Origin of the sequence: Hallella multisaccharivorax DSM 17128, assembly GCF_000218235.1 — a bacterium.
Taxonomy (GTDB): domain Bacteria; phylum Bacteroidota; class Bacteroidia; order Bacteroidales; family Bacteroidaceae; genus Prevotella; species Prevotella multisaccharivorax.
In genome coordinates this window covers 3,037,473-3,049,881 of record NZ_GL945017.1, presented here as the reverse complement: position 1 = coordinate 3,049,881, position 12,409 = coordinate 3,037,473, and the positions used below count along the sequence as shown (strand labels likewise).

8 protein-coding genes are annotated in these 12,409 nt (G+C 52.5%); 6 read left to right on the top strand and 2 right to left on the bottom strand.

Annotated features, from left to right (window positions below; all coding sequences use genetic code 11):
• Positions 1–16: 16 nt before the first annotated feature.
• Together PREMU_RS12965 and PREMU_RS12960 are read right to left on the bottom strand one after the other, a co-directional pair.
• Positions 17–2,128: a GH92 family glycosyl hydrolase gene (locus PREMU_RS12965; RefSeq protein WP_007575966.1), complete on the bottom strand. Its 2,112-nt coding sequence runs from the start codon at positions 2,126–2,128 to the stop codon at positions 17–19.
• Between the two features lie 123 nt (positions 2,129–2,251).
• A complete protein-coding gene (locus PREMU_RS12960; RefSeq protein ID WP_040559085.1) occupies positions 2,252–3,619 on the bottom strand; it encodes a glycoside hydrolase family 125 protein in 1,368 nt (455 codons plus the stop codon).
• A 977-nt stretch (positions 3,620–4,596) separates the two neighbouring features.
• Here PREMU_RS12960 and PREMU_RS12955 point away from each other — a divergent pair.
• The 6 genes from PREMU_RS12955 to PREMU_RS12930 all read left to right on the top strand — a co-directional run bounded on the left by PREMU_RS12955 (position 4,597) and on the right by PREMU_RS12930 (position 12,314).
• On the top strand, positions 4,597–5,796 hold the full coding sequence (locus PREMU_RS12955) for an aldose epimerase family protein (RefSeq protein WP_007575964.1): 1,200 nt from the start codon (positions 4,597–4,599) through the stop codon (positions 5,794–5,796).
• 48 nt (positions 5,797–5,844) lie between these two features.
• Positions 5,845–7,587, top strand: coding sequence for a sodium:solute symporter (locus tag PREMU_RS12950; protein ID WP_007575963.1), 1,743 nt, complete (start codon positions 5,845–5,847; stop codon positions 7,585–7,587).
• Positions 7,588–7,609: 22 nt separating this feature from the next.
• Positions 7,610–8,287: an NUDIX hydrolase gene (locus PREMU_RS12945; protein ID WP_007575962.1), complete on the top strand. Its 678-nt coding sequence runs from the start codon at positions 7,610–7,612 to the stop codon at positions 8,285–8,287.
• Positions 8,288–8,293: 6 nt separating this feature from the next.
• Positions 8,294–8,995 (top strand): L-ribulose-5-phosphate 4-epimerase, encoded by a 702-nt coding sequence (locus PREMU_RS12940; RefSeq protein ID WP_007575961.1) that lies wholly within the window; start codon positions 8,294–8,296, stop codon positions 8,993–8,995.
• Positions 8,996–9,093: 98 nt separating this feature from the next.
• Positions 9,094–10,638, top strand: coding sequence for an L-arabinose isomerase (gene araA, locus PREMU_RS12935; RefSeq protein ID WP_007575960.1), 1,545 nt, complete (start codon positions 9,094–9,096; stop codon positions 10,636–10,638).
• 83 nt (positions 10,639–10,721) lie between these two features.
• Entirely contained in the window at positions 10,722–12,314 is a 1,593-nt protein-coding gene (locus PREMU_RS12930) for a xylulokinase (RefSeq protein WP_007575958.1), read from the top strand.
• The last annotated feature ends 95 nt before the right edge of the window (positions 12,315–12,409 follow it).

Sequence of the window (12,409 nt, the reverse complement as noted above, 5' to 3'; positions counted from 1 at the left end):
CATCAACAGTCTTGTCTTACGGCCGGTCAGTCTTGGCAGTGCCCCATCGCGAGGGTTTAGGTCCCATTTGCAGCTCCAGAGTGCCGCCGCTCACAATGTCATTGTAAGATATATAGCTCTTGGTGTAAGGCTTTCCGTTAAGAGTTGCCCGCTGGATGAAGATATTCTTGTCGCTGTTGTCTTTAGCCACCACCGTGAAAGTCCTGCCATCTCCAACGCTCAAGGAAGCCTTGCCAAAGAGAGGCGAGCCAATGATGAACTTGCCTCCCGCAGGTTCTACCTGATAGAGTCCACAGGCAGAGATGACATACCAGGCCGACATCTGGCCCACATCCTCATTACCACTGAGCCCGTCGGGAGCGTTGTGGTACATCTCCCGATAGACGCGGCGCAACAAGGGAGCCGCCTTTGCAGGCGCGCCCACATAGTTGTACATATAAATAATGTGGTGACTGGGCTCATTGCCATGCGCATATTCGCCGATAAGACCACTGATGTCGGGCGATGCGTCCTTTCCGAGATCGCCGTGAACGACGAAGAGGGAATCGAGTTTCTTCACAAATCGCTTCTCACTACCGAAGAGTCCCACGAGTCCATGGACATCATGCGGCACGAGCCACGTGTATTGCCAGGCATTACCCTCGGTGAAATCGTCAAAGCGGTGAACACTGTGGAAGGGATTGAACGATGTGCGGAACTGACCTTTACTGTCCACGCCCCGCATGAAATCCACACGCTTGTCGAAGTAATGGGTATAACTCCTGCTGCGGTTGAGGAAATAGCTGTACTGGTCGGTGTTGCCCAACTGCTTGGCCACCTGCGCCACGCTCCAGTCGGCAAGCGCATATTCCAGCCCCTTGGCGACGGTCTCGTTGGTGGTATCTTTGTCGAAGGGAATGTATCCGTACTCACGGAGCTGTCTGAGTCCACGCCCGTCGGCCATCTGCGTGGCTACCATAGCACGCAGAGCTTCCGTTTTGTCGGGATAAAGCCCCTTGAGCACGAGGTCGGCAAGTACAGGCACGCCGGGGTTGCCTACCATGCAGTCGGTCTCATTATTCCATAAATGCCATACCGGCAAACAGCCTTGCATGGCAAAAATACTCATGAAAGTATCCCCTATGTCCTTACAACGGTCGCGGTGGATAAGGGTAAAGAGAGGCATCTGCGCACGGTAGGTGTCCCATAGCGAGAAGGTGGTGTATCGCCTGGAGGCGGTACCGTCGTCGCTGATCTCTGAAGGCGCGGTCATCGTGTGGTAAAGTGCGGTGTAGAAGATGGTTCGGTCGTCGGCATTGCCAGTCTCAATACGGATGCGACTCAGTTCGCGGTCCCACGCGCGGTCGGCTTCTTCGCTGACCTTTTTAAGGTTCCATCCCCGTAACTCGCTGTGGAGATTGTCTTTGGCAGCATCAATGGATACAGCTGATATGCCCACTCTGGCCATGATGTCGGCAGTAGTGTTACCGTCGGCTGCACGCAGGTAGGCCACCGAATCGCCCTCCTGCCGGACTATCTCAACGGGGCGGCTGAACTCGGCATAGAAGTAAATCCGCTGGTCTTTAGCCCAGCCTGTGGAATAGCGATAGCCGGCAACGGCCGTCGGCGAGAGTTGCGTGAAATGACTGTCGTACATCTTATCCCAGCCGATGCCCTGCTTGAGGTCGAGTCTGAGGAGCGGGGTAATTCCCCGTGGAAAGGTGTAGCGATGCATGCCTGCATGCACCGTGGCGGTGAGCTCCGCATGGATACCGTCTCCGGTGACTACTGTGTAATAGCCCGGCACACAACGTTCGGTGCGGCGGTCAATCGTCGTCGACCACTCCTGATCATTCACAACGGGCAGAAGCCCTATGTCACCGAGGTCGCCAATGCCTGTGCCGCTGAGATGGGTGTGCCCAAAACCGATGATGACATCATCACTCACATGATAACCTGAGCACCAGTCCCAGCCCCGTGTCACCATCGTGGGACCGAGCTGTACCAAGCCAAAAGGTACGTTGGCACCATAGAAGACGTGGCCATGCCCTCCTGTGCCGATAGCCGTATTGACATATTGAGTGTATTCCCCGGCATGAGCAATGAGCGACAGCCCTAACAGAAGCGCTGCGGACAATAGTTTTCTCATTATTATATTCCTAATTTCTCCTTTTTATTTTATTCTTCAAAACTCATGCGCTGAAAGCCCTGTGAGGCTCAAGACAGGGAGTCATCAAGCCGGTCTGCCGGAAGGACGGGAGCCCGCCGTCAGTCAGTCGAGACAGTGAATCAAAAGGTCGGTCTTGCCCGCATCAATGAGATGAAGCACCAACTCACCAAACAGAGTGTTCTGCCAGGCAAACCACGGACGGGTGTAATTGGAGGCATTGTCAACATTGAAGCTCTCATGAATCATACCCGTATTGGCGTCGGTGGTGAGAAGTTGCCGCATCGAGGCGCGGATCTCCTTGTCATCGGTCGACGTGAAGGCTCTCATCATCACGCTCATGGGCCATGCCATGTCGCGCCCTATATGTGGTCCGCCAATGCCCTCACCGGCTTTTCCGGAGAAGAACCAGGGATTGTCGTGACTCCAGACAAAGCGGCGGGTGTTCTGGTAAATGGGGTCGTCGAGACTCACATCACCTAAATATCCCATTCCGAGAAGGCTCGGCACGTTGGCATCATCCATGAGGAGATGGTTGCCAAAACCGTCGACCTCATAGGCATAAATCTTGCCATACTTGGGATGATTCACCACAGCATATTTCATCAGTGCATCGTGGACCTCGGTGGAGAGAGCCTCACAGCTGTCAGCCAGAGCTTCCTCGTGATTGACCTCACGCAGGATCTCCGCAGCCTTGCGCATGCTGTTCACTGCCATGAAATTGGACGGGACGAGGAATGGCAATGTCGTGGCATCATCGGAAGGCCGGAATACGGAGGCGATGAGCCCCACGGACTTCGTAGGAGCCCCGTAACCGTCCCACGGCGCAGTGTCGAAGGCACGATCGGTGACACGGAGGAAACGGTAAGGCCCGACGCCATCCTTGCGCTGTTGCTGGCGGAAGGTGGTGATAACATTGCGGATGGCCTGCAGCCAGCGGGCGCCGAAGATAGAGGCATCGCCCGTCACCTTCCAGTATTCGTAGGCCAAACGGATGGGATAGCAAAGGCTGTCGATCTCATACTTCCGCTCAAACACCTCCGGCTTCATCTGAGTACGGTCCGAGTGCCAACCGACGCCTGTGGGCCCCATGTTGAAAGCATTGGCATAGGGATCAATACAGATACACTGGAACTGCCGGAGAATAGTACCGCGTACAAGGTGCTGCAGCCTTTTGTCCTTGGGTGCGAGCTTGACATAAGGCCACACCTGCGCCCCACTATCACGGAGCCACATGGCGGGTATGTCGCCGGTATAGACAAACGTGTCGTCATCGCCACCGGCATTGCTGTAGTGAGCAGTAGTCTCAAGAGTGTTAGGGAAACAGTTTTCAAACATCCAGCAGAGTTTGGGATTGCCTTTAAGCAACCGTTTCACTTCACGGATCTTTTTCTCTACGGCATCTGAGACAAAGAGCCGGTCCTTGACAGCAGGACGTTTTGAGACAAGCACCTGAGTGTTGTCAGCACACATCTTAATGTAATTCTCACCAAAAGCCTTCTGGTGCACGACCACGGGCTGAGTGGCTTCAGTGGTCTGTGCCATCGCCACGGGACCATAAGCAAAGAACGGTAAGAGCAACATAAAACGCCATCTCTCACGAGACGGACACGCCTGGACAGAATGCAACAATGCCGAGAAAGGCAATAAAGAATGTTTTGCCATGGATAATTTCAGTGTTTTCAAGGTTTTCTAACTTTTCCATGCAAAGTTAAGGAAAAAATATCCAACTATACCCTTAAATAAAGAAAGAATTTATAAAAAACTCTACTATGTAACTATTCAAACTCCTCCACAATGGATAGGGCGACGCGATTACGGTGTAGAGGCGATGCGATTACAGTGTAAAGGCGATGCGATTACAGTGTAGAGGCGATGCGATTACGGCGTAAAGGCGATGCGATTACAGTGTAGAGGCGATGCGATTACGGCGTAAAGGCTACAAGGGAATGATAAAGAGGCATGGTCGTAAAAATACCATTAATATCAAATGATTGATTATTAGACTATTAAGTACAGTTCTTATCGATAATGGGACCGCATGCCATTCCTTGCCATATCAGAGGTAAAGATTCTTAAGAATAAACATTCAAGATAGAAGTGCAATATCTTAATGGGTGATTGTAAGAGTTTAAAGAGTCAACCAGCAAGTGCAATATTATGCCTAATATTGCACTTGCTGGTTGACTCTTTAGTTTACGCCAGCTTCTATTTCTCTTCATTTTCGTTGATTAGTTACACTGTAATCGCATCGCCTTTACACCGTAATCGCATCGCCTTTACACTGTAGACGGAATGCGCTACTTTACACATGATTCTGCCACAAGATCATGGAAAGAGTGTTAAAAATACACACCAAGGGCAAAATAACGACGGAATAATTTGTTCAAATCAAAATAACCGTGTAATTTTACACCCAAAAGAGAATAAACCTACATATACAATAAAATATGAGAACTCTGAAAACCAAGCTTTTCGTCGCCGGAATGGCTGCACTTACATTGGCAGGATGCGGTGCCTCAACGACTACCCAAACCACCGTCAGCGGGCTCAACCCCAAAGACTTCGACAGTACTGTCCAAGGGAAGAAGACCGAACTCATCACTCTCAAAAACAACAACGGCATGGAAGTGTGCCTCACCAACTACGGTGGACGCGTGGTGTCTATCTGCGTGCCCGACAAGAACGGCAAGCCCACAGACGTAGTGCTCGGCTATGACAATATCCGACAATATGCCGACACGCTCAACTCCCCCTCCGACTACGGTTCAAGCGTCGGCCGATACGCCAACCGCATCAAGAATGCCAGGCTTACGGTGGCGGGAAAGACCTATCAGCTCAGGCCCAACGACAATGGCAACTGCCTGCATGGCGGCGGAAACACCGGATGGCCGAACAAGGTCTATGACATAAAGGCGAAGACAGATTCCTCGGTTACCTTCGCCATCACTTCACCCGACGGCGACAATGGCTTCCCCGGAACCGTGAAAGCAACGGCCACCTACACCGTCAAGAGCGACAATACACTCGACATCGTCTTCCAGGCTACGACCGACAAGGAGACCGTGGTCAACATGACCAATCACTCTTACTTCAATCTCAACGGCGAACCATCAAAGAAGGGCGAGAACCAGATTGTATACATCAATGCCGACAAGTTTACTCCTGCCGACAGCCTCTACATTCCCACCGGAGAGATCCGCTCAGTGGAAGGCACGCCGATGGACTTTAGAAAGGCGCATGCTCTCAGTGAGCACATCAACGACTTCTCCTACGACCAGATCAAGAATGCTACAGGCTACGACCACAACTGGGTACTCAATACCTATAAAAACGGTAAGGGTGACGACAAAATTGTTGCCGCAAGCCTCTACTCACCCGTCACAGGTATCCTGTTAGAAGTCTACACCAACGAGCCAGGACTGCAGGTCTACACCGGGAACTTCCAGGGTACAGGCATCGCATGCAAACATGGCATCAAATACCCCAAGCACGTGAGCGTCTGCTTCGAAAGCCAGAAATTCCCCGACTCACCAACTAAAATTGCCAGCAAGACCAAAGGCTGGGAAATCTCTGATCCCTACCTCAAGCCCGGACAGAAGTATTACAGTCACCTGGCCTACAAGTTCTCGGTGAAAACACAGAAATAATAATCCGTCAAACTTATCAATGCACAGAACTCAGAAACTAAAAGAATAATGAACTGGACAACACATGAATTTATCTGGCTCGACTGGCTCGTCCTTGCCGTAGGCATTGCTGCCGTGGCAGGAGCCGTATGGCATGCGCTTCTCAAGGCCAAGCACGAGTCGAAAGAAGCCAACAGCGAGGAGTTTCTTTATGGCAAGGGAGAGCCCTGGTGGGTCATTGGTATGGCCATCTTCGCCGCCAACATCGGTTCAGAACACCTCGTGGGTCTCGCAGGAACGGGAGCGCAAAATGGCGTGGGCATGGCCCATTGGGAGATGCAGGGCTGGATGATTCTCATCCTCGGATGGCTTTTCGTGCCCTTCTATCAGCTGCTTAACAACAAGCTCGGACGCATCATCACAATGCCAGAATTTCTGAAATACCGCTATACCAAGCGCACTGGCACCTGGCTCTCCGTCATCACCCTTGTGGCCTACATACTAACCAAGGTCTCGGTGACGGCCTACACCGGCGGTATCTTCTTTGAATACCTGCTCGGACTGCCTTTCTGGTGGGGGGCCTTAGGACTCATTATCATCACCGCCATCTTCACTATCCTCGGGGGAATGAAGGGAGTGATGACGCTGTCTGCCATTCAGACGCCTATCCTTATCGTCGGCTCCTTCCTCGTTCTCTTCCTCGGTTTGGCTACCCTCGGCGGCGGAAGCATCACACAGGGATGGACCAACATGATGAGCTACTGTTCGCAGTTGCACGACGGCTACGGCACCACCCACATGTTCCACTGGGCTACTATCAATGCCTCGGGCCATCCTGACCCACTCTATCATGAGTATCCAGGCTTCGTGGTCTTTCTTGGGGCCTCCATCATCGGCTTTTGGTATTGGTGCACTGACCAGCACATCGTACAGCGAGTGCTTGGACAGAAGAAAGGCGAAGACAATGCTGTCGTCATGAAACGTGCCCGTCGCGGTTCCATCTGCGCAGGCTACTTCAAGCTTCTCCCCGTCTTCATGTTCCTCATTCCGGGCATGGTAGCCGCTGCGCTCTCTGCCAAAGGACTTTTCCACATGGGCGACACCGACGGCGCCTACGCTTACATGGTGAAGGATATCCTGCCTGCAGGCGTGAAAGGTCTGGTCACTGTGGGCTTCGTCTGCGCCCTCGTCACCTCGCTGGCCGCTTTCTTCAACTCTTGCGCCACCCTCTTCACCGAAGATTTCTACAAGCCACTGCGCCCTGGAAAGAGCGAAGCGCACTATATCTTTGCAGGACGCGCGGCCACCGTCGCCATCGTCGTCATCGGTATCATCTGGATTCCTGTCATGATGAGCCTCGGCAAGCTCTACAGTTATCTACAGGGCATACAGAGTCTGCTTGCGCCAGCCATGGTCGCTACCTTCTTTCTCGGCATCTTCTTCAAGAGAATTACTCCGAAGGCCGGTGAATGGGGACTGATCGTGGGCTTCCTCATCGGCATGCTTCGTCTGCTGACCAATGTACTCACTGACACCGGCAACGCACAGATGGATGGCGCCTTCTGGAGCGCTACAACCTGGTTCTGGCAGACCAACTGGCTGGTCTTCGAGTGCTGGCTTCTGGTGTTCATCGTCATTTTCATGTTCATTGTATCGATGTTCACGCCGAAACCGTCTACCGAACAAGTCGCAGCTATCACGTTCACTGCAGATTATAAGCGCCAGATACGCGAGAGTTGGGATTGGAGAGACATAGCCGGCACGTTAGGCGTACTCGCACTTTGCGGGGCTTTCTATTGGTATTTCTTCTGATTCTTTACGAACTTCAACTAACATGCCACAATACTATAGCCAGCACAGTAAGGTGTATGTCAGCGTTGACTGCATCGTTTTCGGCTTCGACGGCTCACAGCTTGAGGTCCTCATCGGTAAGCGAAAGATGGATCCTGGGCGTGGAGAGTGGTCGCTCTACGGTGGTTTTCTCGGCGAGAAAGAGAACCTTTACGAAGCTGCGCACCGCACACTGCTCGAACTGACAGGGCTCGATGAGATGTATATGCGCCAGGTGGGAGCCTTCGGTGAAGTGGACCGCGACCCCGGCGACCGTGTGGTTTCCATCGCCTATTGCGCACTGATCAACGTCAAGGACTACGACGATTCGCTGCGGCAGAAGCATGAACTGGAATGGGTCACACTCAATAAGTTGCCGGAAATGTATTCCGACCACCGCCTGATGATCCACAACGCCGTGATGCAGCTACGTCGTCGCATCTACACAAGGCCGCTGAGCTTTAACCTTCTGCCGGAGATGTTCACGTTGACACAGCTACAGCACGTGTTCGAGGCCGTGTTGGGTGAGCCTATCGACAAGCGGAACTTCCGCAAGCGCATCAAACAGACCGACTTCGTACAGCAGACGGACTTCATTGACCATACTTCCTCACGGTCAGGTGCCATGCTCTACCGTTTCAATAAGGAGAAATATCAAGAAGAACAAAATTTTAAATTATAAACAAATATGCTTGAAGAACTAAAAGCAAAAGTGTGTAAGGCCAATCTTGACCTTGTAAAGCACGGACTGGTGCTCTTCACCTGGGGCAACGTCTCCGGCATCGACCGAGAGAAAGGCCTTGTGGTCATCAAGCCTTCAGGCGTCAGCTACGACTCGATGAAGCCTGAAGACATGGTTGTCGTCGACCTTGAGACTGGCAAAGTAGTTGAAGGAGACCTCAACCCCTCATCGGATACGCCAACCCATCTCGTCATCTACCGTCACTTTCTAAAGGTTGGCGGTGTGGTGCACACACACTCCACCTACGCCACAGCATGGGCACAAGCTGGCAAGGACATCCCCAACATCGGCACCACACACGCCGATTACTTTCACGATGCCATTCCCTGCACGGATGATATGACCGAGGACATGATGGCACAATATGAGTATAACACGGGGGTTGTCATCATTGACAAGTTCAAGAAAGACGGTATCAACCCCGTTCACACCCCCGGCGTACTGGTAAAAAACCATGGACCTTTCACATGGGGCAAAGATCCCGACGAGGCTGTCTACCATGCTGTCGTGGCCGAGCAAGTGGCAAGGATGGCGTTTATATCTTTCTCCGTCAATCCTCAAACCACAATGAACCCGCTGCTCATCGAGAAGCACTTCTCCAGAAAGCATGGGCCAAACGCCTACTACGGACAGCGGAAGAAGAAGTAACTCACATAAACAACAAAAAACAATAATCAATATCAACAACTCAGGTTCTGTGCGTTGCCGTCCTCGGCAACGCCACTCCTCTTAAAAAAACTAATACGATGGTAAAAGCATTTGATAATTTCGAGATTTGGTGGGTAACAGGCGCACAGCTTCTCTACGGAGGCGATGCCGTGAAGCAGGTAGACGGTCATTCGAAAGAAATGGTCGAAGGACTGAATAACTCCGGTCGTCTGCCCATCAAGATAGTCTATAAAGGCACTGCCAACAGCTCAAAGGAAGTGGCTGACGTGATGAACCGCGCCAACGTCGACGAGAAATGTGTCGGCGTCATCTGTTGGATGCACACCTTCTCACCCGCGAAGATGTGGATCAAAGGCATGGAGATTCTCCGTAAGCCCCTGCTCCACTTCCATACTCAATACAATGCGAAGATTCCTTATGAGTCTATGGACATGGACTTCATGAACCTCAACCAAAGCGCGCACGGCGACCGCGAGTACGCACATATTCTCTCTCGCCTCCGCAAACCCCGCAAAACCGTCATTGGTTACTGGCAAGACGCAAAGACGCAAGAGCATATCGCTGTATGGGAGCGTGTCTGCGCAGGCGTTGCTGACGCACAGGACTGTCTCATCATCCGCTTTGGCGACCAAATGAACAACGTGGCCGTGACTGATGGCGACAAAGTATCCTTCGAGCAGGTCTTCGGCTATCATGTCGATTACGTGCAGTTCTCCACCGTCCTCGACTTCTTCGACAAGGTAAAGGATGCTGATGTCGACGCACTCGTACACGACGTTTACTTCAAGGAGTATCAGGTGGCGGACAACCTCAAGGACGAGTCGACCGTGGAATACAAGAAGATTTGGAATTCCGCCAAGGCAGAGCTCACCATCCGTGCCGTACTCAAGGCTTACGGTGCAAAGGGCTTTACCACCAACTTCGACGATCTCGGCGACGTCAACGTAGAGGAAACCGGCCATGGCTTCGACCAGATACCTGGTCTTGCCTCACAACGGCTGATGCACGACGGCTACGGATTCGGCGCCGAGGGCGACTGGAAGAGCGCATGTCTCTACCGCACCACCTGGTTCATGAGCCAGGGACTCGAAGGCGGTACCTCTTTCCTGGAGGACTACACACTCAACTTTGACGGTGACAACACATCTATCCTCGAAAGCCACATGCTGGAAGTTTGCCCCGACATTGCAGAGGAGAAGCCACGTCTCGAAGTACATTTCCTCGCCATCGGCGTGCGCAAGACGCCAACGGCACGCCTCGTCTTTACCACCAAACAGGGCCATGGCATCACAGCAACCGTGGTGGACATGGGCAACCGTTTCCGCCTCATCGCCAACGATGTCAACCTCATCAAGTCGAAGCCTCTGCCTAAGCTCCCCGTGGCTTCGGCACTGTGGATCCCCGAACCCACCTTCGAGATCGGCGTTGGCTGCTGGATGAATGCCGGTGGCACGCATCACAGCTGCTTCTCTTTCGGACTCACAGACGAGTATTGGCGTGACTTTGCAGAAATCTTCGACGTTGAGGCATGCATCATCAACAAGGACACCGACTACGAGCAGTTCCGAAAAGAGCTCCGATGGAATGAGGTCTACTACATGCTCAACAAGGCTTTAAGGTAACATTGTGGGTTGTGAGTTGTAGGCCTATGCCTAACAACTCACAACTTTCAACCAGAAACTAACGAACTATCAACTAAAAGGACATGATCGCAAAAGAAACCATACAGAACGGCAAAGCCATCCTCGGTATTGAGTTTGGTTCTACCCGCATCAAGGCCGTCCTCATCGATGGCGACAACAATCCCATCGCACAGGGATCGCACACATGGGAAAACCAGCTTGAGAACGGATTGTGGACTTATAGCATCAAGGCTATCTGGGAGGGCCTGCAAGACTGCTACGCCTCCCTGCGCGAAGATGTGAGAAGACAATACAGTGTAGAGGTCGAGCGTCTTGGGGCCATCGGCATCAGTGCAATGATGCATGGCTATATGGCATTCGACAAAGACCAGGAAATACTCGTGCCTTTCCGCACGTGGAGAAATACCAATACCGGCAAGGCTGCGGCCAAACTCTCGGATCTGTTCCATTTTAACATCCCCCTACGCTGGAGCATCTCGCATCTCTACCAGTGCATTCTTGATGACGAGAGCCATGTCAAGGCCATCGATTACCTCGCCACCCTCGACGCTTACATCCACTGGCAACTCACCGGAAAGCGGGTCACGGGCATAGGCGACGCTTCCGGTATGCTGCCTATCGACCCTGATACAAAGGACTACGACGAGGCAATGGTCAAGAAGTTCGACGCACTCGTGGCCTCCAAAGGCTATCCTTGGACGCTTCGCGACATTCTGCCGAAAGTGCTCGTCGCAGGTCAGGAGGCCGGTAAGCTCACGGAAAAAGGTGCGAAGCTCCTTGATCCGTCAGGTCATCTGAAAGCCGGAGCGCCTATGTGTCCACCCGAAGGAGACGCCGGTACAGGCATGGTGGCAACCAATGCCGTGAGACCACGCACAGGCAATGTATCGTGCGGCACCTCATCCTTCTCCATGATCGTCCTGAAGAAAAACCTCTCCAGGCCCTACAAGAGCATTGACATCGTCACTACACCTGACGGTGCACCAGTGGCCATGGTACACTGCAACAACTGCACCTCAGACATCAACGCCTGGGTCAACATCTTCAAGGAGTTCTTAGAGGCTACGGGGCAGAAGGTGGACATGTCGCAGCTCTTTACCCAACTCTTCAACATCGCAGCCAAAGGCGACACTGACTGCGGCGGTCTGATGGCCTACAACTACTTCTCAGGAGAGCCTGTGACAGGCCTGGACGAAGGCCGTCCGATGATCGTCCGCTCGCCCAACGACAAGTTTACGCTCGCCAACTTCATGCGTGCCAACCTCTATGGGGCTGTGGCCGTGTTGAAGATCGGCAACGACATCCTCTTCAAGAAAGAGAAAGTGACCGTCGACCGGCTCACCGGACACGGTGGATACTTCACCACTCCTAAGGTAGGACAACGCATCCTCGCAGCAGCTCTCAACCTCCCCATCTCTGTCATGAAAACTGCCGGCGAGGGTGGTCCATGGGGAATGGCACTGCTTGCCTCCTATCTGGTCAACAATGAGAAGCGTCAAAGCCTTGCTGACTTCCTTGAGACAGAAGTCTTTGCGGGAAACCAAGGCAGCGAGGTGAAACCCACACAAGAGGAAGTGGACGGCTTCAATACATATATTGAAACCTACAAGAAAGGGCTGGAGATAGAGCAGGCTGCCGTCAAGTATAAAGTTTAACGGTACAATCTGACGATGACCACGGCGTGGTCACCCCATGACCAAAGCGTGGTCATCCTATGACCACGGCGTGGTAATGCAAACTATACAACACA